This is a genomic window from Chryseobacterium sp. CBTAP 102 (genome assembly GCF_003201365.1).
Classification (GTDB): Bacteria; Bacteroidota; Bacteroidia; order Flavobacteriales; family Weeksellaceae; genus Chryseobacterium; species Chryseobacterium candidae.
Genome location: NZ_QICX01000005.1, coordinates 230,699 through 255,728, shown reverse-complemented (window position 1 = coordinate 255,728; position 25,030 = coordinate 230,699). Strand labels below are relative to the sequence as shown.

The window sequence follows — 25,030 nt, the reverse complement described above, 5'->3', positions numbered from 1 at the left end:
AATACTTGGTGGCTTTTACTCAATTCTTTTTGTTTTTGCTGTATAACTAATACCAATAATTATTGAACTAAAGTACAAAAATTCCGGTATATTAAAAAGATTACAAGATGTCTGTACGAGCGTAAAATATTGCAAAAATAAAGCAAAAATAACTTTATAGTATATATTACTTTTGTTTATGTTAAAGAAAATAGAAGCATTTTGGAATACTGACAAAAATTTTATAAAATAAATAATTAACCCTAGAATACCGGTAGCCATTAAAAGTTCTAAAAAGATGTTATGCGGATGAACTCCATCTTCAAATAAAATTCTTCCTCCTACAAAAGGATTTGAATTAAAAATTTCAAGTGCTCCTCTATATAATGGTTCTCTGCTTGAGGTATCTCCCTTGGCAAGCCAATTATACATTCTGTTGAGACTTGTTATTAAGCTGTCTCCATATTGTTCATGGAGAAAAATAAGTCCTACAAATAATAAAAGTAATGTAATGGCGTATAACAGATATTTCTTGTTTCCTTTTAAAAGAACCATATAAAAAGAGCTTACAGCAATGGCAATTAAAGGACTCCTCGCCATAGATTGTATTACATTAAAAAGCCCTAAAAAAAGACAAAAGAATAAAAAATATGATTTATAATCTTTTTTGCAAAATAAAAGCAGAAATAAAGAAATAATAAACAATGAGGCTCCTATATGACCATACATAATGTAGTATGTACTAAAAATATGATCTAAATTGATATATCCATAAATATAATTGACAACAAGAAGACCACATAAAATAAAGAGACAGTACTTTGTAATACTTTTGAAATCTACTTTATTATAATTAATACATAATAATGCTGCACCAGGAAGGAGATTCATAAATAAGATTCTGAAGATATCCTCATTCTCCAATATTATTACATCCTGTTTAAAAGAATAATTATTAAACGAATATATAAGCTTGATGATGTAAAAAATCCAAAATCCAACAAGGCTTATCAATGAAATATTTTTAAAACTAATATTTCTCCTTTCTCTATAAATTATGAATACAGACAATACAATAATAAAAATCCGATACGGTATAGAAAAGCTCCTTGGATTCATTTCCAAAGGCTTTGCGAAAGAAATAGCAATGGTATTTCCTACCATAACAGATAAAAGGAATAGTTTATAAATAAAATTTTTATCAATAGCAATTTTCAAAATAAAGTCTGTTTTTTATTTCAGCCAGTGCAAAGCTACTTCTTTTGCTTTACAGAATGAAATAAAATAGCATCCATATATTTTTTCCCCAGTACCGGATACGTTCTGTTTTCAAAAATCCATTTTCTTCCTTTATCACCTATCTCCATCCTTTCTTCCGCATTCATATTGCCATAATATAAGATTGCATCTTTGATATCCTCTGCAGAGGTACTGTTGATAAACTTACCACAATCAGCTTCATTAATCATGGAAGGATATCCGGTATAAGAAGCTATAATAGGTTTCGCTGCCAACATATATTCCACAACTTTATTCATAGATTGACCGTATTCCCATACTTTTGAATCTTTAGTAGACAAATACAGAATATCGCAAGCATCAAGAAAATATTTAACTTCACTTTGCTGAATTCTTTGTAAAAATGTTACATTGGAACAATCTTTTAGCGTTTCTTCATAGGATGCTCTAAGATCACCACTTCCCACAAGTACAAAATGGATATTATTATCGTCCTTCATCATTTTTACAGTTTCAATAAAAGGCTCCAATGCATTAGTAACCCCCATACTTCCTGCATAGCCAACAATTATTTTGTCTGATGGTATTATGTCTAAAAAAGGATTTCTTTCTTTTAGGAAGTCTTCAGAGTGGTTTTCAGGATCAAATCCCAATGGAGAGCAATGAAAGGGTCTTTGATATCCCAATAACTGCTCTACATGCAAATCTAATCTTGGCATTGTTCCTGCTACCAGATCAGATTTTTTGTATCCAAATTTCTCAATAAATCCTATCAATAAAACAAGAGGGTGCCATTTGGAAAACCCAGCCTCTTCCGTCATTGTTAAAGGCCAGATATCACGAATTTCAAAAACTAAAAAACTTCCAAATTTCTTTTTTAGATAATACCCATAAATAATGGTAAAAATCGAAAGTGATGAAACAATAACAACATCAGGTTTTGCCATGTTTGAAAGTTTCATAGAGAAAAGCTTTCTTTCAAAATCAAACCAGGACAATATTCTGTCTTTAGATGCTGTCCTGATATATTTTTTTGTTTTAATCCACCTTATAGCTACTTCATCCTGTTCTTCATCATTATAAATTTTGTCAGTTTCAGGACAATTGGTAAAATGATTGGCATCTGATGTTATCAATAAAGCTTCGTTTCCTAATTTTTTAAACTCTCTCGCCAGATAAAATAAGCGTGATGGAGCTTTTGCATATTGTGGTGGTGAGGCATATTTGGAAATTAACCAGATATTTTTTTTCATTTTCATGAGTGCAGGGTTGGGTTTTTAATTGGATATATCAGGAAATCAAGCATGATGGCTTCATTCAGAACATTACTGTTATTGAGGTTATCAATTGTGAGACTGTTTTCAAGTCGGCTAAGGTTTGATACAAAATCTTTGGCTTTGGATTTATTCTCTAAAATATTTGATTTTATTCTTTCTCCCACACCATCATTCACCCAATTTTGTGTAACATCAAAGCCTCTTTTCAGACGGTTTTTGAGGATATATCCCGGTACATCTTTTTTCATTATTTCACGTAATAGCCATTTTCCATAGCCATTTTTAATTTTAAATAAATCAGGTAATGCTAAAGCAAATTCTACCAGTCTGTAGTCCATAAAGGGCAATCTGCTCTCAATAGAAAAATACATTGAGTTTCTATCTTCATATCTTAAAAGAGAAGGGATACTATATTTTTGTATATCTGAAATCTGTCTGTCTGACAGCGATGAATTTTCAAACAGATTTAAAGAAATTTCCGGTAAGCAATCAAGGAACGATGTATCTTTTCCAGTTGTCTTCAGATATCTGTTCTTCTCATTCCAATATGTCTTTATTTGTTTTGCTTCAAATACCAACATCAGAGCTAATGAGTGAAAATATTGTAAGCCTGGCAAAACTTCTTTGTTTTCTATTGCCTTTCGCAATGCTACTACGAAAAACTTTCTGTATCCAGCAAAAATTTCATCACCTCCCTGACCTCCTAATAACACTTTAATATTTCTTGCTTTTACCTGCTTGTATACTTCATGCTGTGCTATAATACTAAGTCCCAGAAATGGAGATTCTTGTGCCTCCATGGTTTGATCATAAATATTACCCATCTCATCTGATGTATAAGAATGGTGAATATACTCAACATTAATATTTTTATCCTTTGCAAATTTATTAATAATGGGACCCTCTGATTTCGGATGATCCGGAGCTCCATAGCTAAAGGCCATCAGGTGATCTACTTCTTTCGCTGTAATTGCTGCTATAGAAGATGAGTCTACCCCACCACTTAAAGAAATTGCCAGAGGAACATCACTTCTCAGACGTATCTTGGTTGAACTTTCCAACAGAGCTTTCCCTTGGGAAATTAGTTCATCTGAGCTTAAAGATTCAAGTTCTTTTCTTTTTTTTGCCACCTGCTCTTCCAGGGAGTACCATGATTTTGTTTCTATTTTCAGTTCTCCATCCAGCGTACATTTCATCAATGATCCTGGCAAAAGATATTTTACACTTTTGAAAGGAGTTCTGTCTTCATATCCTTCAAAAAAACCGAACCTTATTCCACTGGAACAATACTCCAAATCTATCTCCTGATTTATTTGTTTTGCTACAGAGGCTATGGAAGAGGAAAACAATAGCTGACCATCAAAAAAAGTATATATTAATGGTTTAACTCCAAATCTGTCTCTTACCAGATAGAACTCTCCTTTAATTTTGTCAAATAAACCAAAAACAAACATCCCGTTTAGTTTATCCAAACAGCCTTCACCCCAGCATTCCCATGCTCTTAAAAGAACTTCAGTATCTCCTGTTGTTCTGAATATAAAACCATTTGATATCAATTCTTTACGGATTTCCTGATAGTTATATATTTCACCATTAAAAGTAATAGTATATCTATCATCATGAGAAATCATAGGTTGGTGAGAAGCTCCTGAAAGATCAATAATTGCTAACCTGGAGTGAGCTAAAGTTACTGACCATCCTTCATATTCTGTTTTTTCAACTCCATAGTAATCCGGTCCTCTTCTTCGTATATAATTATGCAAATCACTTCCTTCTTCAAAATTGAGGTTTTGTGATCTTTTAAACTCTATTGCTCCTGTTATTCCGCACATATTAGTTTGATAAAACTTTTTGATAAAACGTTAATAATTTTTCAGACTGGCTTTCCCATGAAAAATTTTCATAGACTAGCTTTTGTCCCAGTTCGCCCATTTGTTTAGCTCTTTCTTTGTTAAGAATGAAATAATCGATAGCATTGGCTATTTCCTGAGGTTTTTGAGGATTTACGAAAATACAACAATCACTCCCTTTCAATAAACTTCTCCAGTAAGGAAAATCTGAGGCAATAAACGGAATTCCCGCAACCATGTATTCAAACATTTTTATTGGCAGACTCACTAAAAATGTTGGAATGGGATGCAAAGTAACCACACCTACTAACGAACGGTTATAAATATTATCTACTTCTTCAGAATTTACATATCCATAATCATTAACAAGGTGATAGTCTTTATGTTCCTTTATCTCTTTTTCCAGAGCAGGAGAAGAGTACATGCCTGCCAGATTTAGTTTGACTTTTGATTTTGCAAGCTCCAATGAATTTATCAAATCTTTAATTCCTCTTGTACCATCAATGGACCCCACATAACAAACTTCATTCTTTTTTTCATCCCAGGAAATCCTCTCCTGTTTCTTATCAGATAAGATGGGATAGTTATTGATATTTTCAGTTTGTTTGGCAAATTTTTTAAAATAACTTTCAATATGAGGTGTTGCTCCAACCACTCCATCTATTTTTTTACAGATATAGAGTTCGAAACTCTTATATAATAGAGAAATTATATTTGAAAAAGGGGATTTTAAATAAGGTGAAACTAAAATTGTGTTTACTGTATCTTCGTGAGAATCAAAGATTACTTTTTTATTTAGCTTTTTTAGTTTTTTTGCTATTAACAGCAGCTCAGGATCATGAAGGTGAAACACATCTGCATTAAGTTCCTTAGCTTTATTAAAGATTTCAGTTGTAGTTTGTGTAATTCTTTTCAATCTACCAACTGGGGCACCTATATCTATAATTTCCACATTGTCTATCGTCTCATTACCTTTACCATCAGCAACTACCAATGACACCCTGATATCATTGGATGCCAAACTTTTGCACATCTTATGAAATATTCTGGAATCATTCCGTGGATGAACACTCGTCAGATGACATATGTGAAATTCGTATTTTTTATTCATTAATTGGATTTTGGAAAATTTTCAGGTTTCCTATTAAACATTGGTTATGTTTCATTCTTAATTATTTGATTTTCTAACAGATGGAGAATTACTTACTTGAAATACAACACTGCTAAGTCAGATTATTTCAGATTTACAATTTCCTGAAAAAAACCTTTATCATGTGTGATATAGGCACTCTGCTCAGAATAATAAAGGAATTTCCCTGCTATTCTTTCATACATGATATTGACTTCTCTGGTATTTAACATTTTCCACCAGCCAATAAAAATATGTTCAAAGTTCTGAGAGGGCTGGATTCCTTTTTTCCCACCTTTAACATCACTTCGAAAGCTACTGTTATTACCATCTATATAATTATTGAAGGTGTAAAAATCATTTTTTGAATTATAAACAGCAATTTTAGTTATCAACTGATTTGAAAGTAATGTGGTGAGTCTTTCTAAATAACTGTATTTTATTTTGTCGTTTTGAAAATTAAGTTTCAACAGATGCAGATAAGCAGACATTCTCGAAAAATGAGAGGCATCCCAATTGACATTTTGGCTCTTTTCAAGGGCTACATCCTTAAAATCCGGATGATCTTTCCAAATATTTGGCTGCAGATACCATGCTTCATCTTTAATACTTACTTCTTTTTTCAATACCTGATAGAATCTGTCTTTAATAGATACTAAATCAGGAGTTACGGTTCGTTTGGCATCTTTTTCAATGAGTAAAAGACTTACACCAGTTCCCATAACGTATAGCTCAAAATCAGTAATTGCTCTATAATAACTTAGATTACCATTAAAGTTCCCACTTAAGATATAATCTATTCTTTGTTTTGCACCATAAAATTTCTTTGATTCAGCATCCCAAATGTTTGCGGGATTATTATTCCAATAATATAACACTTCACTTTTTATGAAATCATACATCTTGGTATTTTCGGCATTGCCTTTTATTCCACTTCTTCTTAAATATTCTGAAACAGTAAAGTAAAAGGTTCTTTTAGCCAAATCATCAGCCTGCGAATTCTTTTTTACAATAAGTAATGTATTATAAGTAAACAGCTTCTGAAATTTATTTATTAACTCATTATTTTGAGTATCATAAGCATATTGCATAGGAACATACAAAAGAGCTGAACTATCATAGACAGAACTGTACCACTTGGACAGTTGAGTCTCTGAGCTAAATACATCAGTATAAAAATCCAACATTTTGGAAATCTCCTTAACGCTTAAGTTTTTGTTCGTAAATGTGGGATTATCTGATGTAAATATTAATTTATTCTGTATTGCTGGTGCTGGTTTAAAAATAGACATAGCCAAACAGAAAGAACTACTATACATCCAATAAGTAAATAATAAAGTAATCTTAAAAATCAAGGTAGAGCTTTTCATTTACGAACAAAAATTTAAATTATTTTTCAGTATACAATTTCGGAATTTTATTCACGATTTTAATTACTCTTTCAAAATCAAGTCCTAAAGTATCCAAATACCATCTGATATTCTGATAACGTGGAGTATTTTCTATTTCAACAAGTTCTAAAGCTCTTTCTCTCGTTATTTGTCCTTCTCTGATCTGATTGCTTCTGAACGTATCATGCTCTGTAAAACCAGCTACAGTATAATATACATAATTATAAAAAGCTGCAGTACCATCACCAATTCTCCAGGTAGTGGTAGTATCAATTGCTTTTTCCCAATTATAATCATTTAAAAGAGTATTGTCTACCTGCTCCTCATCCCATCTCCAATAATCAAAAATGTGATAGTAATCCTGTTTTTCTGTGAAGCTTCGATAGTATTCACCGGACAAAGTATCCCAAAGTGAGCTATTAAAATATCCAGGGCTCTCCATCATCGCTCTGAATCTTTTGGAATGATATCTCAACTGTTTCATAGCACCATGACTGTATACTCTTTTTTCTTCAAAATCAGGTTCAATATCTAAAAATCCTGTTTTAAAGTGAGTTACTTCCAATGGATTTACTCCCCAAAGATTAAGGTTGATCCCTGTTTGCTTTTTGATATCTTCCACATGTCTGAAGAAATGTTTATCTCCTGCAGTAAGCATTGCCATCATTCCTAAATGAGGTGACTTCAGCCATGCTTCAAGGTTCATTCTGATGTTTTTTCTTTTCAATGAAATATCTGCGGCAACAATAATGTTTTCTACCCCAAGATCAGCACACATACGGCTGATATTTCTTCGGCCAAGATCTGTTACCATTCCCCAGTCATAGGTATAAGTAACAGGTTTCATCTCCAGTTCCTTTACAATAAGATGCAATCCATAGCAGCTATCTCGACCTCCTGAAAAAGGAACAATACAATCCAGTTCCTTACCTTTTCTTCTGTAAGGTTCAACCAATTTAAATAATTCTTCTTTCGGTTTTGGATTATTTCTTGGTTTGTAGCTTTTACAGTAGTTACATACGCCTTCTTCATCAAATTTTATGAAAGGCATTGTCTCCGGAAGAATACATTTAGTACATCTTTTGATATTAAGCTTTTTATATTCAAGCAGTCCTTCTTCAAGAGTATTAAATTTAAACTCAGGGATTAAGTTTTCTACTCTACTTTTTTCATCTGTGACGGTAAGATTTTCTTTTGAGACTGGAATATCCAAAATCAAAGACTCTTCTTTTATCTGGGTGATATTTTCACATCCTATGATTCTAAGTCCATAGCTTTCTGATGCAAAATAAGTTTTGTCCTCATTATAACCTACATATAAACTGCCATTATTAGAAAAAAGAAGAAGTTTTCCTTTTTCTGGCAGAGCAAGAGCACAGGCAATAACTCCCTGACATAAAGAAAGTATCTCTTTAGGAAGGTTTTCTAATTTGTTTTCGTCGTTATTAAGAAATTCTTCTGCAATAGCCACAATAGCTTCGGAATCAATTTTTAATTGCCTGCTTACCGATAGTTTACTCCAGACTTCTTCTTCGTTTACTATAATCCCATTATGTATTGCACATATATTTCCTCTTATCACTGGCTGATTATCCCCCAGTCCATTAGTAATCAATCTACTATGCCCTAAAACAATATTGTTATTATATGGTTTTACCTTATTCAGTAATTTTTCAATGCTATAATCAGCTCTGTTTACTTTATATTGGTTATTTTGATAATAAATCAAACCACTAGAATCTACTCCTCTTTGTTCGGAATGCTTTACCAGAGTTTGAAACTTTTGTTTATTAATGCTGGTGTTCGATACGACACCAAAAATTCCACACATTTGTTTTTTTTTTAAATTAAATAATATTTATAGGAACCTATATAAGTATAATCTAGTTTTATAAAATTAATATTATACATTATTTCAAATGAATTTTTAATTAGTTATGCCAGCTTTGTATCTCTTCTCAGATATAAAAAACATAATCCATATTATACTGCATCTCCAGGAATCAAAAGAGTTACTTTTATTGTCTTCCAGATAAAACAGTAAAACAATAATAAATAATATCAGCATATCTTTATTGCTTTTGGAAATAGAATAATTTCTAAAAAAAAATAATACATATGCTGACAGGTATAATCCTCCTCCTAGTATCCCCAATTCCATCATTGATTCTACAAACAAATTGTGCGGATAATTACTCACATCAGCACCTTCCAGTATAAATCCTGAGCTTCCAATTCCTAATCCAAAAAAAGGATGATCTAGTATTGATTCCAATCCAATCTCAAGAAAATTTCCTCTTATAGATAAACTTGTATCTTCGTTATAAGATTTAAATATGTTAAATCGTTCAAAATCTACATTTTGAAATGCAAAAGTATAAATATTCTCTCCAAAAATAAGAATGGTAAAAAATAATGCCCCTATTGCAAACCCTGTTTTATAATTTATTTTATAATTTTTAAGATTCAAAGTAAAGAAAACAATTAAGGATAGTATCAAATTGATGATAGGTCCTCTTCCCCCAAGTTGAAACAGTAAAAATAATATTGATAATCTGTAAGCCGCAACATACCATGTTAATTTGCTTGCCAGAGAGAAAATAAAACATGCACACAGCATGATTCCAATAACCAAATATGTAGGAACTTTATCCACCAACAATTCAGAATCATGGAATATAATAAACATATTATTAAAATACAGATAAAATAACCCTACAATCATTAATCCACCAATAAGATACATCAATAATTTCAATTCAGAAAAAATAGATTTTTTAAATACAATAATGGGGTACATTACGGTAAAAATATTTAAAATAATAGCAAGAGATTTAGACTGTGCGTAAATACTAGATATTGAATAAAAATTAGAAATAAGAAAAATAAAACTTAGTATAAGAATCAAAATAACTATGAGACGGTCTTTTACTTTTAGTGGAACTATTGTTCGTAATTCAAATATCATTATTATAAAACACAACAAAAGAGACAATAGTGTCAAATCTATTGGAATAGGTAACCACTTAAGAGACCCCGAAAAAACAAAAATAAAATAAATAAATACTTTAAAAAATGTAAACTTGTCGGTAAATAATGACATATTTTTCAATTATATTTGTTTTTATTAAAATTAAGGAAGTTTTTCATTTATTATAAATCATTATATGTTGGATGAAATCTTTTTTTTGTTATTATTGTGATTTTCTATTTTTTCATATTATATTGTGAAATAAATCTCAAATACACCTTCTTATACCACTTTTGATCTCTGAAAACTCTATCATTATGCCAAAGTATGATGAAATCACCTTCAACTCTTCTTGTTATTTTGAAAAGATTTTCCAATACCTCAAAAGCTTTATCCATAGAATATTTTTGGTAATGTGTCAACGTAGCATCCATAGCAATTAGAGGAATCTCAAGAATGTTGTAAGGTTGGTCTTTTTCAAAATTGTATGGATGAAATTGGTGTGCTGTACCACATTTAAATCCTTCATGGTCTGCAAATCCCATAGTATAATCGACCTTTATACCACATTTCTCCAGGTTTTCAAAAGTTATTCTACGGTCAAATCTAAGATAATGCTGTCTTGCCAATATAATATCTCTTTCTGATGTATTTCTAAGCCTCTCTATTTCATCGTTCATAACAGCAATATCCCTGAACGTATTAAAGCCTGGATGAATACCCAGCAGCATATCTGCATCTGCAATTTTGGACATCAAATTCAAGACATTTTGGTTTATAACCTGACCTTTGTCAAATTGAGATGGCTTCGCAGTCATAAAGAAAAAAACTGATCTTAAACCGTATTTTTTTGAATCTTTATACAATTGCTCTATTCCTTTAAGGTACTGATCTTCTTTTTTAAAAACAATAGTTTTTAACATGTTCAGTATTGAACTGCATAATTGTAAAGGTCTTCTTTCTCTAATAGCTTCTGCAGCCAAAGTCTTAATCGATGTAAAAAAACCGTCAAACCTATAAAGGTTATCTATATCATGAGTAGGAACAATTACAGTTGGCTTTAATGAGGGAGTAAAACTTTGTACTTCATTTTTAAGAATTTTTCTGATCAGAAATGCGTATTCATCAACAACGGGTATAGTAATCAGATTATATTTACAGACTAAACTATCTTTATATCTGAATCTGTCATATTCATCTCGTGCTTCTGAGGTCAATTCATCATAGCATGATAATAAAACAAAAGATAAAGTAATAATATCATAATTGATTTGAATATGTCCATTATTACATTCATAAAAATCACTTACATTTTCATGAATAACCGGAATGTAATAATAATCATCATATGAAGGTATAGACTTCATGTGACCTTTGCCTTCTACCAAATCAAGCAATTTATCGTGTGAACATAACTTAAATTTAATTCTTATTCCCTCAACCTGAATCGTTACATTATCCTCCGATAAAAATTCTAAAGTTGGAGAAACGGTATAGCCAAATGCAATTTTAAGTAAAAACTTAATTGTATATAATATGGCATTTTCTGTCCGCAATTTTTTTAACATTACTTTCATGGCAACAAAAAAATCAAGATTTATTAAATAGTAAAGAGAGTAATAAATATCTAAATAGAATTACTCCTACATAAATCCATATAAAGAAATCTATTGTAGAGCTCTTTCCTAAAAAAAATGAAACAAACAAGACCAAAGTAGTAATTACCTCCCAAACGAGGAAAATTTTGTTCTTTCTTTTAACCAATACACCACTTGAATAATGAGAAAAAGACGATGAAATAACCGTAGTGAAAATTATTATTTTACTCATATCAAATGCCTTTCTCCATTTATTAATATCAAAAAATAAAGAGAAAAAATATTCCCCAAAAATTAAATATACAATAGCAAATAGTAGGGAAACCAAAAATAATAATCCAACATAGGTATTCATTTTCTTATTGAGTTTCGCTTTATTGGTTTCTGACAAATCCTTGTATATTAACCCATTTAAACTTTCAGATATTAAACTTAGTGGTTTATTCACAATTTTGGAAGCCATAAAATAATTCCCCAAAATAGCTTCTCCAAAATAATGTTTTATAAAGAAACTGGGCAGCTCTGCATTAAAAGTATTAATAAAATAAGCTGGCATCTGATGCAATGGGAAGGACTTATATTTTAATATAATGTTATAAAATTCTCTGTAAACAATTTTTTTCCTTTGTATTTTGATATAAAATAATATAAATATAGTTGCCAAAAAATTAGGTATCACATAAGATAATATCAAAACCCAATATGATAATTTTATATAATAACCAGAAAGTATAATGATAACTGCAAACACAGAGCTTAGTATCATTGATTTACTGACAATATTCAACAAGCCTTTTTTTATAAGAATATCTTTTGATGCACTATATAAAGATTGACTAAATGCAACCAACGGTACAATTAAAAAATAGGAATCTATATCAAAAAATAACATTGAAATAAGTATAACGAAAAAGGAAATTAATGAGATGGTTATACTTAAAAAAATGGAAACAGCATATAGCATACTATATTCTTCACTCTTTGCTGGTAACATAATTGCTTTGTTGTAGGATAAAGTATAAAAGTACGCTAATGGGGCTGAAATTGATAAAATAAAGGAAAGTACTCCAATTTCGTAATCAGAATAAATTCTTCCGGTTAATGGAACTGCAATCAGTAATATTAATTGAGATAATATATTGCTACCTAAAAAAGATATTATTTTTCTTTTCATAAATTTAAATAATCTTCTTTAGTTCTCTTAAAAAGAGTTTTATATACAATATATATAAACAATTTAAAATTTTTGTTCACGTACGCTTTTTTAAATTGTGATAAAAAAATATCTGATACTGAACTTTTTTTAAGAAATAATGGGGCAATTTCGCCATTCGTTAATGCTTCATGAAATTTCAGATCTTTTTTTTCATATCCCACCACTACATTTAAAAGAGTTTGAGGAATATGAGAATCAGAGCTCCAGATTACGGGTTTTTTATATTTTAGAGACAACAGATAAGACTTGTAATTATTAATGACTGATGATCTGGCGTTAAATACTTCTATCACATCAACAGCTTGTGCCAGTTCTTCTAATTGGGTGTGCCCATCATATGGATGAGGCAAAATCAAGATGGCATTTTGTTCTTTTGCACTTTTATAAAACTCCTGCCATCTCATGTCTGTAATTTCATTCTTTACATTTAATGCTATAACATCTCCCCGATCAGTTTTATATTCCGCAGCAGTAGGAACCTCTACATTCAGATTTAGTTCTTTTATTTTTCTTTGAAGTTCTAAACTCCCTTTTATGGTCTCATGATCAGTTAAAACAACAAAATCAAGTTTTTTATATCTTATTGTTTTCACTATTTTTTCAATCGTATTTATTCCATCATAGGAATAGGTACTATGAAAATGAAAAATTCCCTTTTTCATTTTATTTACTTTGAGAAAATTTTCTTTATGGTCCATATTAATTTGATTGAATCAACGAAAAAGTTTTCAAACAAGTTCGTATAAGAGTCCTTATAAAAATATTCTTTTATTTTATGCAGTTTTCCTGTTTTAAGTAAAACCAAAAGGTCTCCGTCTAAAACCCAAAAGAATTTTTTTCCAACTTCATATTTTTTTTCAGTTTGTTCTTCTATGTTATTTGAATAAGCTTCAATCAAAGTTTTTCCAAAATTGAGTCCTACTGCATAAGATAAATCTAACGAACCCCAAAATTTGGGATTTAACTCTATTAAATAATATTGTTGTTTCGTCTCATCATATTTATACTCAATCATTAATGGGCCGGACCAATTTAAATATTCTATAATTTGTTTAGATATATTAAACATTTTTTCACAAAAAATAGACTTGGCAGCTGTACTAGATCCCCCGGTAATTGGTATTTCTCTAATACGCTGGTGCATGTAATAGCTAATGATTTTACCTTCTTTAGCAATACAAAAGAAGCCTCTACCTACTCCTGATACCTGCTCCTGCATTAATAGTTTTATTCCCCTTGACAAGTATTTTTCTATTTTTTCAAATTCGGATTCAGAACCTAATTTTACATATAACGGATCAAATTTGGCTAAGCTTTCATTGCTTGATTTAACAACACAATTCTTATCTCTACTGTATAGCCTCAATTCCTCCAGATTTGAAAATAATTTACATTCAGGATAATTTACATCCCTAAGAGAGTTCAAAATTAGCATTTTATCTTTATTTAATGCTATTTCAAGACTCTCTTTTATAGGTATTAAACATAATTCTCTATATTTTTCAGAGCATATCTTTACAGCTTCGCTCCCTACAGGAATTATAAAATCGGGATTAATCTGTTTGACTGATTCTTCCAAATCCCCAACAATATAATCTTTACAATAACCCAATCTTTTAGCAAAAAAAACAGATTCTTTATCCATAGCAAAAACTTGGTGCCTATTTTCTCTATGTAATTCCCGCTGTAGCGCTATAGAGTTTTTATAATTTGCTTCCGTTATCAAAATTCTCATATCTGTTTTTCATTATTCAGGGTTGAACAAAATTCAAGGATTTGACAGTATAGTTCTTTCTTTTTTCATTCTCAAAATTCATCATTATGCCAAAGTAATAAGATTTTCCTACTTTTTATCATATATTCTCTCAATAATATCCACCACTTTCAGCCCTTCCAAAGCATTCGTAGTGATGGTATTTCTTCCTTTTAATACATCTACAACGTTTTCAATGATAAAATGGTGATTGGCCGCAGATCCTTTATAAGCACCATAATCATTTCCAGGGTTTGTTGGAGCCAATTCCGGCATTACATAGTCTTTTATATTGCAAACTTCTACTTTGTCCATATATTGTCCTCCAATCTTCACAGAACCATTCTCTGCAATGATCGTCATAGAACTTTCAAGGTTCTGATTCCAAACTGAAGTAGAATAATTTAAGGAACCCATTCCTCCATCTACAAAATCAAAGCTAACGAATCCTGAATCTTCAAAATCAGTAAGCGTTGCATGATTAAAATCTGCAAATTTTGCCTGAATATTAGTAATATCGCCGAACAGCCAGTACATGATATCAATAAAGTGAGAAAACTGTGTAAATAAGGTTCCTCCATCCAGGTCTTTTTTCCCGTGCCATGATTCTGTCTTATAATATCTGTTATCACGGTTCCAGTAGCAATTAAGCTGAACCATATATATATTCCCCAGTTTTCCGCTTTCTACCATTTCTTTCACCCATGCAGAAGGTGGAGAATATCTGTTTTGCATAACGGCAAAAACTTGTTTATGCTTGTGCAACGCTTGAAAAATAAGTTTTTCCGCATGCTGTTTTTTCAGAGCCATCGGCTTTTCTACCACAACATGCTTATCTGCATCTATCACTTTATAAGATTGCTCAAAATGGAATCCGTTGGGAGAAGCAATATTAATAACATCTACTTCAATCCCGGAAGCTAAAAACTCATCCAGTGATGTAAAAAAAGGAACGTCATAACTTTCGATTCCCAATACAGATTTATCTTTAACATCGATCAATCCAACTAATTCACATTCTTCATTTCTTGAGATCATTTCAGCATGTCTCTTTCCGATATGCCCGCACCCAACGACTGCAAATTTTATTTTTTCACTCATTTGTATGTTTTTAAATTTTTGAAACTTTATTATTTTCTAATTTGTATTTTTCTCCACTTTCTTCACAAACAGCAATATTTTCGGCATCAAACTGAAGTCTTTGTCCATATTCACTCATCCATCCCATTTGTCTTGCCGGGTTTCCTACTACCAATGCATAATCCGGCACTTCTTTTGTAACCACTGCTCCTGCACCAATAAAGGCGTACTCACCTATATTATGTCCGCAAACAATTGTTGCATTGGCTCCTATAGACGCTCCTTTTCCTACATGGGTCTTCAGATATTCATTTTTTCTGTTTACTGCACTTCTTGGATTTATCACATTGGTAAAAACCATTGAAGGGCCTAAAAAAACATCATCATCACATGTTACTCCTTCATAAATAGAAACATTATTCTGAACTTTCACATTCTGACCTAAAACTACTTTAGGTGAGATGACAACATTCTGACCTATATTACATTTTTCTCCTAAAATGCAGCCTGTCATAAGATGTGAAAAGTGCCAAATTTTGGTTCCTTTCCCTATGTGACATCCTTCGTCAATAACGGCTGTTTCGTGTGCAAAAAAATCCGACATATCTGCTTTATATTAATTAAAATAATTCTTAATTTCTGTAATAATAACATCCAGTACTTCCTGATCAAACTCTGTATGTACCGGAAGAGAAATAACTTCTGTACAAAGCTGCTCTGTAACAGGAAGACTAAAACCTTCTTCTACATATTGAAGAAAAGCTTCTTGTTTGTATAGAGGTAAAGGATAATATACCATACTTGGAATATTCTTTTCTGCCAAATACTTTTGTAATTCATCTCTTTTCCCATTTTTCACTCTAAGGGTATACTGGTGAAATACATGGGTAGAATTTACAGCTCTTTTAGGAGTTTGAATTTCAGCTATCCCTGCAAGGTTTGTATCATAATAATCTGCCATTCTGTTTCTGGCAGCTGAATACTCATCCAAATGCTTAAGCTTAACTTTTAATACCGCTGCCTGAATGGTATCCAATCTTGAATTACAGCCTAAAACTTTGTGATAATATTTCTTTTCCTGACCGTGGTTGGCAATCATCCTGATTTTGGAAGCCAATTCATCGTCGTTCGTCATCAATGCACCACCATCACCATAGCATCCGAGATTTTTTGAAGGGAAAAATGAGGTACATCCGATATGCCCTATAGTTCCTGCTTTTTTCACAGTTCCATCAGAAAAAGTATAATCGGAACCTATTGCCTGAGCATTATCTTCTATAACAAAAAGGTTGTGTCTTTCAGCAAATTCAAGAATTTTTTCCATATCAGCACTCTGGCCGTATAAATGAACAGGAACAATTGCTTTGGTTCTGGGTGTCAGATATTTTTCAAGACCATTTAACTCTATATCGAAAGTATCTTTGTTTACATCAACCATTACTGGTTTTAATCCTAAAAGACCAATCACTTCCGCAGTAGCTACGTATGTGAAAGCGGGGCAGATGATTTCGTCGCCAGGCTGCAGATCAAGTGCCATCATGGCAATTTGAAGAGCATCTGTTCCGTTGGCACATGGAATTACATGTTTTACTCCCAGATATTTTTCAAAATCATTTTGAAATTCTTTTACAGCAGGACCATTAATAAATGCTGTATTGTCTATGCATTCCTGAATACCAGCATCTACTTCTTCTTTTATTTTCAGGTATTGACCTTTAAGATCAACCATTTGAATTTTCATATTCTTAGTTTTTTGAGTGCACGGAGTGCTATTTTTTAATTCATGATAAGCTCACTTATTTTATTTCCTATGGAAAGGCACGAAGTGGCAGCCGGAGAAGGAGCATTTCTAACATGGATAATGTTTCCATTTTTCACGATATCAAAATCATCAATCAATCCTCCGTTTCTGTCGCAAGCCTGAGCTCTTACACCTGAACCACCTGTAACAAGATCGTTTTCCTGTATTTCCGGTAAAAGTTTCTGAAGGGCTTTTGTAAATGCGGACTTGGAAAGTGAACGGTGCATTTCTCCCATTCCGGTTTTTCCGTATTTCGCTACAATTTTTCTAAACCCTGGCCATAGCATGGTTTGCATGGTTTCGCTAAAATTGAAGTCGAAAAAATGGTATCCTTCTTTTTTAAAAGCCAGCACTGCATTAGGACCTGCTTCTATATTACCATCAATCATTCTGGTAAAGTGAACTCCAAGAAACGGAAAATTAGGATCAGGTACAGGATAGATAAGATGCTTTACCAGATATTTTTTTTCATCCTTAATTTTATAATATTCTCCTCTAAAAGGAATAATGACCACATCGTTTTTTTCGTTGGTCATTCTGGTTATTTTATCGGAATACAATCCTGCACAGGAAATTAACTTTTTGGTTTTAAATTCGGAAATATTGGTATTGACAATAATTTCAGATCCTTTATCAATGATGTTTTTTACTTCATTATTAAATCTTATTTCTCCTCCTAATTCTTCAAAAAGTTCTTTTATTTTTTGGGCTATTCCCGGGTAATCAATAATTCCGGTTTGCGGAACTTTAATTGCTTTTACACCTTCACAATGAGGTTCGATTTCACGGAATTCTTCTCTCGAAAGATATTTTAAATCCTGCAGTCCGTTTTCAACTCCTCTTTTATAGATATTATCCAAAAGTGGTAATTCTTCCTGAGAAGTAGCTACAATGATCTTCCCGCAAAGGTCATATCGTATGCCGTGTTTCTCAGCAAAGTGGATAACTGAGTTATACCCTTCAATGCAATTTTTAGCTTTGAGGCTTCCCGGTTTATAATAAATCCCGCTATGGATTACTCCGCTGTTATGTCCCGATTGGTGCAGGGCCACATCGTTTTCTTTTTCCAAAATTAAAATCTTAGAATCAGGATTTTTCATCTTGGTCTGATAAGCTGTGGCCAATCCTACCAAACCGGCACCAATGATTATGATATCATAGTTCATGATCAGTTATAATCTTGCGTCTACCAGATTTCTGTCTAAACATGCTTTAGTATCGAAAACCACAGCATTTTCTTTTTTAAGCTGATTCAGATCCATTTCCAGAAACTCATTATGAGATACTGCGATCACTAAAGAATCATACTTTTTCCCTTCCTCAAGAGCGTCCAGAATATCAATTCCATATTCGTGCTTTACTTCTTCCTTGCTTGCCCACGGATCATAAATATCAACATTTACTCCGTAATCAGCCAATTCTCTGTAGATATCTACTACTTTAGTATTTCTGACATCGGGACAGTTTTCTTTGAATGTAACTCCTAAAATAAGGGCACTGGAATTTTTAATTACTCCGCCTTTTGCAATAAGAAGTTTCACCACTTTAGCAGCAACAAACTTTGCAATAGAATCGTTTACACGTCTTCCGGATAAGATCACATCCGGATGATATCCGAGTTGTTCTGCTTTGTGTGCAAGGTAATAAGGATCTACGGAGATACAATGTCCTCCCACCAATCCTGGTTTATATTTAAGGAAATTATATTTTGTTCCTGCAGCTTCCAATACATCATTGGTATCAATTCCTACTCTGTCGAAAATTAAAGCCAATTCGTTAACAAAAGAAATATTAACATCTCTTTGTGCATTTTCTATAGCTTTTGAGGCTTCTGCAACTTTAATGCTAGGTGCTTTATGGGTTCCTGCAGTAATAATTTTCTTATACAGTTGATCTACTTCTTCGGCAATCTTTTCCGTAGAACCTGACGTTACTTTTTTAACGCTTGTAAGCGTATTTACTTTATCTCCCGGATTAATTCTTTCCGGAGAGTAGCCTACGAAAAAATCTTCGTTAAACGTAAGTCCTGAATATTTCTCAAGAACCGGTACACATTCTTCTTCTGTACATCCGGGAAAAACCGTAGATTCATAAATAACAATATCTCCTTTTTTGATAATTTCTCCTAACATTTTTGAAGCAGAAATCAATGGATTCAAATCGGGAGCATTATATTTATCAATAGGGGTAGGAACTGTTACAATGAATACATTAGCTTCAGCAATATCAGATAACTGGCTTGTTGCTTTATAACCTAAAGAACCATTGGATTCGTTATACTTTTTCAGTCCGCTATTTAATTTATCAACATCAGCCTCAAGCGTTATATCCTTTCCGTTATTAAGCTGATCAACACGCTGTGTATTGATATCAAATCCAAAAACAGGATAGTGATCTGCAAATTCAAGAGATAAAGGAAGACCTACATAACCCTGGCCTATAACCGCTATTTTATATGTTGTTGCCATTAACTAAATTTATTTTTTATTTTTTGAAACCAAGATTGTTCTGTATGCTGGTTATAGCCATAACCGTATTTGTTACTGTATCCTAAATTTTCTCTGCTTACATCATTAAGTACAAATCCTACATTTCTGATCTTTTTCTGATCGATATTGTTATTGGCAAATTCTAATAATGCCTTTTCAGTGTATTTAGATCTGGAAACATAAATCGTGATATCAGAAAGTTCAGCAATAAGGAAAGTATCTGTTACGAGAAGCAATGGAGCAGTATCCAGAATAATATATTCATATTTTTCTTTCAATTCACTAAGAAGGACCTCATAACGCCCGTTAGATAACAATTCTGTTGGGTTCGGAGGAATCATTCCTGAATAAATTACATCCAGGTAAGGATTAAAAGATGATACATGAATAATATCTGCAAGTTTAGTGTCTTCATTGTATAGATACTCCGTAAGCCCGGCAAGTCCTTTTCTGGCAGGATTATATCTTTGAAGCTGAGGGTTTCTGATATCAGATCCGATAATAATTGCTTTTTTCTTAGGGTTTGCCAATGTTAAAGCCAAATTCACAGATGTGAATGTTTTCCCTTCACCTTTTACGGTTGAGGTAACAAATACTACTTTCCCTTTTTTCTCTTTTGAAAGCATGAAATTCATATTGGTAATAAGAATTCTAAATGCTTCCGCCATAGGAGTAATATCATTCATTTTAACAATCTCGGAATCTCCTTTTTCAAGACTTGGCAATTCTGCAATAATAGGAGCATGTACTAGCTTCTCAAGATCATGTTTAGTAATAATCTTATTATTAAACAGTTGTCTTAAATAAATAATAATGAATGGAATTAACAATCCAAGAAATAATGAAGCAAATAAAATGGCTTGCGTCTTTGGAGCAACAGGATTTGCAAAAGCATAGGCAGCATCAATTACTCTCGCTTTTGGGGCTGTAATAGATTGTGCAATAGCTGTTTCTTCCCTTTTCTTTAATAGTAATAAATATAAGTTTTCCTTAATTTGTTGCTGTCTTTCTATTCCCCTAAATATTTTCTCTATAGAAGGAATTTTAGATATTTTTCCTGTTACCTTATTTTGTTCTCCTACATATTCATTTCTTGCAAGCTCTAATCCAGCCTTATTTCTTTGCAGAGTCTCTACAACCGAAGTACGCATTGAATTTATTTGTTTACTAGTCTCAACAACTACAGGATTATCTGTTGTAGCAGATTCTAATAATCTTGCTCTTTGCAATACTAGTTGATTATAAGAAGTGATCCCTGAAACAGCTTCGGGGTTATTCAATCCGATATTCATCGGTAAAACCTGATACTGTCCTTGTTTTGACATAAAAGAAATCAAGGAATTTGTCAGCTCTAACTGCGCATCAAGCTCCAATTGTTTTTCACGAGCCGCCGCAGAACTTTCAAGATCTATTTTAGCTTCCGTTTCAAGGTCGGTAAGATTATTTTTTGATTTAAAACTTTCTTTTTCATTTTCAACCTGACCTAATTCTACTGAAAGTCTTTTTACCCTATCTTCAATAAAATCTAATGTTTTTTTGGACTCCTGATTTTTATCCAAAATAGCATCGTTATTATAAGCGACAACTAATGAATTGAGAATATCTTGCGCCTTTGAAATTAAGGGATAATTCATTGAAAGTCTTAGTACAGTAGCTTCTTTGTTTGCTAAATTTACATTAAGAGCACTAGTTAAAGCATTAACTTTTGCTTCAACCGATGATATGATTAATTCTAAATTTTTCTTATCAATATTTGGGGATGCTTTAGGATTATATTCTGTATTTTTAGTGATGATAATATTAGCAAAAGGAAGACTTATCATTCTTCCGTAACCAGAAACAATATCTTTTTTCAACCCTTCATAATATATTACAATTTCTTCTCCTTTTAATTCTATATTAATAAGATTATTTGCCTTTTTGGAGGTCTTTTCATTTATAACTTTTACTTCAATGGGAGAAGATTCTTTGTATAGCTCAACACTACTTACTTTTCCTTTAACAATGATATTAGTTTGAAGGTTTTTATTGATAACCACATCCCTCATTAGTTTTTTTGATTTCAAAACTTCAATCTCATTTGAAATACTATTAGTTTTCATTCCTCCCAATCCTGATAAATCAGAAAGAACACCCAATTCGTTATTTGAAGAAGAATTTTTTGAATCTTTTATAAGTAAGGTGGTTTCTACATAATAGACTGGTGTCATAAATCTTATTGCAAAATACCCTATTGTCAAAGCTAAAATTGCACAAAAAATAAACCAAGGCCATCTTCTTAGATATGGTTTGATTATTTCACTAAAATTAATTTTATTTGAATTATTTTCCACTTCTGAAAATTGTGAAGTTTGCTGGTTATCCATCAATTGTTATTTCTTATTAAATAAACTTACTACTACGGCAACTGCTGTAACCGCAATAGAAATAGCGGTCAGGTAAAGGCCTGTATTTGGATTTTGTTTTGCTAAAACATCCTTTGTATTGCTTGAAGAAACAATAATAGCGTCACCCTGTTTAAGATTATAATATGGCGAATTAATCAGATTACCATCCAAAATGTTGACACGACCATGCGAAACGACACCGTTTTCAGTTCTTACAATTAAAATATCATCTCTTTTTCCATACTGAGTCAGATCACCAGCCATCCCTAAAGCATTTAAAATAGTTGCTTGTCCATTAGCTATAGTATAATCTCCTTGTCTGTTTACTTCTCCTAAAACGGTTACTTTAAAATTGGCAAGTCTCACATTAACTGTTGGATTAATAACATATTTCGTCATTTTTTCCCTTAGCTCATCTTTAAAAGCGGTTAAACTTTTGTCTGAAGTATTCAGTTTACCTAATATAGGAAAATCAATATCTCCATTTGCATCTACAATATAGGTTGGTCCTGACAGTATTGTCGCTCCCTGGTTAGGAGTATTCCCTCCTGCTACAGCATTTGTCTGGATAAGTTCTGACGAAGAGTAATTCTGATTAAAAGGTTTTACAACATCCATATCTTTAGCAGTGATCAGAATAACTAACTGATCTCCTACCTGGATGGTATTCGCTGAATTTTTAGCAGAGGCATTGATTGCAACCTGTTCTATATTCTGCATATAATTTAAATCATTCTTAGCATTAGGATTCACTTTACAGGAAATCACTAATGAAGACGCCAAAACTACTGCTAATATTTTTCCTTTCATTATTTTGTTAAATTATGCAAATATACATTTATATTTTTTCTATTTATCCAGGGCCTCATAGATTGAATTATTGCTTCGGAATTCCGGCACTATTTTTTTGAGAATCCTTACCACTTCCACTTTATCTCTTCTAAGAGAAGCTTTAGTAATTTCTTTAGTAAGCGTATCTATTTCTGCAAATCCCATAGAAGGGTCTTTAGAAATCATAATTTTATCATTATGAGTAGGAAGTGTTTTTGCGTCGTCACTCAAGAGTTCTTCATATAACTTCTCCCCAGGTCTTAGACCTGTATAAATAATCTTAATATCAATATTAGGTTCGAATCCGGATAATTTTATCATTCTTTTGGCAAGATCAATAATTTTAACAGGTTCCCCCATATCGAAAACAAAAATTTCACCTCCCTCACCCATTGTTCCGGCCTGAAGTACAAGTTCACAGGCTTCAGGAATCGTCATGAAATACCTTACAATTTCCGGATGGGTAATGGTTACCGGTCCTCCTGCTTCAATCTGCTTTTTGAAATGAGGAATAACAGAGCCATTGGATCCCAGTACATTTCCAAACCTTGTTGTAATAAACTTGGTAACGTTACCTTCTACATTCTGAAGCGACTGCACAAAAAGTTCAGCAGCTCGTTTTGATGCACCCATTACATTGGTTGGATTTACAGCTTTATCTGTAGATACCATTACGAATCTGTTTACTTTATATTTACTGGATAGTTTTGCAACAATCTTTGATCCTAATATATTAACAAAGATGGCTTCGTGAGGGTTTTCTTCCACCAAAGGGACATGCTTATAAGCAGCTGCATGATATACCATTGAGAAATTATAAGTCTGGAAAAGAGATTCCATCCTGTGATGATTGGAAACATCTCCTAAAACAAATTTGAAAGCGATATGAGGGAATTTCTCTGTCATTTCAAGTTCAATTTCATAAAGCGGTGTTTCTGCCTGATCTAAAATGACAATCAATGAAGGATTGAAAAGAGCAACCTGTCTTACAATTTCACTTCCTATGGATCCTGCTCCACCGGTTACTAATACTGTTTTATCAAAATGTCTTTTTTTAACTTTTTCGTTCTGAATTTTGATAGGTTTTCTATTCAACAGATCTTCAATTTGAAGATTTCTAATAGATCCACCCAGATCACTATCTCTAAGCTTTTGTACTGAAGGTGCTTTAAAGACGTTAAGATCCTTCTCTAAAAATAAATTTACCCATGAATTCATCTCATCTCTGGCCATCATTTCTTTAACAACAAGAACGCCATCAATGATAAGATCTTCTTTGGTATTTTCCTCTATTTTTTGTTTTTCATAAATTGGCTTTCCTAGTAGAGAGGCCCTTTTAGAATCTGTTCTTTGTGTCAAAAATCCTACTACCTGATAAGGCAAACTCGGATTATCAAGAATAGCACGGGCAATGGCAATAGATTGTTCATCAATTCCCAATACCAAAATTCTTTTTTTCAGCGCACTTCTTCTGTATTCCCTTACAATATGAAAAAATTCTTTTACATAGAGTCTGAAAAGAAATAATCCCATAAATGAAATTACAAAATAAAGCATCAGATAAGGAGTCAGTATGAATTTGCTTCCTGTAATCCAGAAATAACAGATATTTACTGTTCCGATAGCCAGCATTGTGCAAAAACAGGATATCAGAAGCTTAAATAAATCTATAAATGTGGAATGACGGATAATACCTGCATAGGTCTTGAAGACATACATAAAAGCAGCATTCACAAAGATAATAAAACTAAAAATCAAGCTTTTATCGTCATGATATATAAATTCCTGCTTGGTAATTTTTGCGATAATGTAAGTAGAAAGAAATAAAGATATTACCAGAATAATAATATCTATTACAAGAATTATCCATCTAGGAAGATATCTTACGTCTGAGAGATTGACAACATTATCCCCTCCAAATATTGTTTTTCTAAGAGAATTGTACATTGTCTATATTGGTGTTCATATTTAATTAAGGTATAATATCTAAACTATCCAATCAAAGATAATTTTGATACAATCATGCAAAAATAAAATAA

Annotated in this window: 19 protein-coding genes; all 19 read right to left on the bottom strand. The window is 32.1% G+C overall.

The annotated features are described in order from the left end of the window. Positions 1-15: 15 nt before the first annotated feature. The 19 genes from C8D70_RS09490 to C8D70_RS09400 all read right to left on the bottom strand — a co-directional run bounded on the left by C8D70_RS09490 (position 16) and on the right by C8D70_RS09400 (position 24,938). Positions 16-1,197: an O-antigen ligase family protein gene (locus tag C8D70_RS09490; protein WP_110367151.1), complete on the bottom strand. Its 1,182-nt coding sequence runs from the start codon at positions 1,195-1,197 to the stop codon at positions 16-18. Between the two features lie 35 nt (positions 1,198-1,232). After that, positions 1,233-2,477, bottom strand: a complete 1,245-nt coding sequence (locus tag C8D70_RS09485; RefSeq protein ID WP_110367150.1) for a glycosyltransferase family 4 protein — start codon at positions 2,475-2,477, stop codon at positions 1,233-1,235. Beyond that, on the bottom strand, positions 2,474-4,327 hold the full coding sequence (gene asnB / locus C8D70_RS09480; protein WP_110367149.1) for an asparagine synthase (glutamine-hydrolyzing): 1,854 nt from the start codon (positions 4,325-4,327) through the stop codon (positions 2,474-2,476). Before asnB ends, C8D70_RS09485 begins: the two co-directional genes overlap by 4 nt. Position 4,328: 1 nt before the next feature. Next, a complete protein-coding gene (locus tag C8D70_RS09475) occupies positions 4,329-5,456 on the bottom strand; it encodes a glycosyltransferase (RefSeq protein WP_110367148.1) in 1,128 nt (375 codons plus the stop codon). 122 nt (positions 5,457-5,578) lie between these two features. Continuing rightward, a complete protein-coding gene (locus tag C8D70_RS09470; RefSeq protein WP_181416112.1) occupies positions 5,579-6,661 on the bottom strand; it encodes a hypothetical protein in 1,083 nt (360 codons plus the stop codon). 202 nt (positions 6,662-6,863) lie between these two features. Beyond that, positions 6,864-8,696, bottom strand: coding sequence for a glucosamine 6-phosphate synthetase (locus tag C8D70_RS09465; protein WP_110367146.1), 1,833 nt, complete (start codon positions 8,694-8,696; stop codon positions 6,864-6,866). A 96-nt stretch (positions 8,697-8,792) separates the two neighbouring features. Beyond that, on the bottom strand, positions 8,793-9,833 hold the full coding sequence (locus C8D70_RS09460; RefSeq protein ID WP_181416111.1) for an O-antigen ligase family protein: 1,041 nt from the start codon (positions 9,831-9,833) through the stop codon (positions 8,793-8,795). A gap of 239 nt (positions 9,834-10,072) precedes the next feature. Then, entirely contained in the window at positions 10,073-11,413 is a 1,341-nt protein-coding gene (locus C8D70_RS09455; RefSeq protein ID WP_110367144.1) for a polysaccharide deacetylase family protein, read from the bottom strand. A gap of 13 nt (positions 11,414-11,426) precedes the next feature. Continuing rightward, a complete protein-coding gene (locus C8D70_RS09450) occupies positions 11,427-12,608 on the bottom strand; it encodes a lipopolysaccharide biosynthesis protein (RefSeq protein WP_110367143.1) in 1,182 nt (393 codons plus the stop codon). Continuing rightward, on the bottom strand, positions 12,605-13,348 hold the full coding sequence (locus tag C8D70_RS09445) for a PHP domain-containing protein (RefSeq protein ID WP_110367142.1): 744 nt from the start codon (positions 13,346-13,348) through the stop codon (positions 12,605-12,607). The genes C8D70_RS09450 and C8D70_RS09445 overlap by 4 nt, the downstream gene beginning before the upstream one ends. Continuing rightward, positions 13,318-14,385 carry a hypothetical protein gene (locus C8D70_RS09440; RefSeq protein WP_110367141.1) on the bottom strand — a complete coding sequence of 356 codons (1,068 nt, stop codon included), beginning with the start codon at positions 14,383-14,385 and terminating at the stop codon, positions 13,318-13,320. The genes C8D70_RS09445 and C8D70_RS09440 overlap by 31 nt, the downstream gene beginning before the upstream one ends. A 108-nt stretch (positions 14,386-14,493) precedes the next feature. Next, positions 14,494-15,504 carry a Gfo/Idh/MocA family protein gene (locus tag C8D70_RS09435; protein WP_110367140.1) on the bottom strand — a complete coding sequence of 337 codons (1,011 nt, stop codon included), beginning with the start codon at positions 15,502-15,504 and terminating at the stop codon, positions 14,494-14,496. A 10-nt stretch (positions 15,505-15,514) separates the two neighbouring features. Then, positions 15,515-16,087, bottom strand: a complete 573-nt coding sequence (locus C8D70_RS09430) for an acyltransferase (RefSeq protein ID WP_076596603.1) — start codon at positions 16,085-16,087, stop codon at positions 15,515-15,517. Positions 16,088-16,099: 12 nt separating this feature from the next. After that, a complete protein-coding gene (locus C8D70_RS09425; protein ID WP_110367139.1) occupies positions 16,100-17,224 on the bottom strand; it encodes a DegT/DnrJ/EryC1/StrS family aminotransferase in 1,125 nt (374 codons plus the stop codon). 35 nt (positions 17,225-17,259) lie between these two features. Next, positions 17,260-18,450 carry an L-2-hydroxyglutarate oxidase gene (lhgO, locus tag C8D70_RS09420; RefSeq protein WP_076596605.1) on the bottom strand — a complete coding sequence of 397 codons (1,191 nt, stop codon included), beginning with the start codon at positions 18,448-18,450 and terminating at the stop codon, positions 17,260-17,262. A gap of 6 nt (positions 18,451-18,456) precedes the next feature. Next, a complete protein-coding gene (locus C8D70_RS09415) occupies positions 18,457-19,752 on the bottom strand; it encodes a nucleotide sugar dehydrogenase (RefSeq protein ID WP_076596606.1) in 1,296 nt (431 codons plus the stop codon). Then, on the bottom strand, positions 19,752-22,139 hold the full coding sequence (locus C8D70_RS09410) for a GumC family protein (protein ID WP_110367138.1): 2,388 nt from the start codon (positions 22,137-22,139) through the stop codon (positions 19,752-19,754). The genes C8D70_RS09415 and C8D70_RS09410 overlap by 1 nt, the downstream gene beginning before the upstream one ends. A 6-nt stretch (positions 22,140-22,145) precedes the next feature. Then, positions 22,146-22,970 (bottom strand): polysaccharide biosynthesis/export family protein, encoded by an 825-nt coding sequence (locus tag C8D70_RS09405; protein WP_110367137.1) that lies wholly within the window; start codon positions 22,968-22,970, stop codon positions 22,146-22,148. Between the two features lie 39 nt (positions 22,971-23,009). Continuing rightward, a complete protein-coding gene (locus C8D70_RS09400) occupies positions 23,010-24,938 on the bottom strand; it encodes a polysaccharide biosynthesis protein (protein ID WP_110367136.1) in 1,929 nt (642 codons plus the stop codon). Between the last annotated feature and the right edge of the window lie 92 nt (positions 24,939-25,030).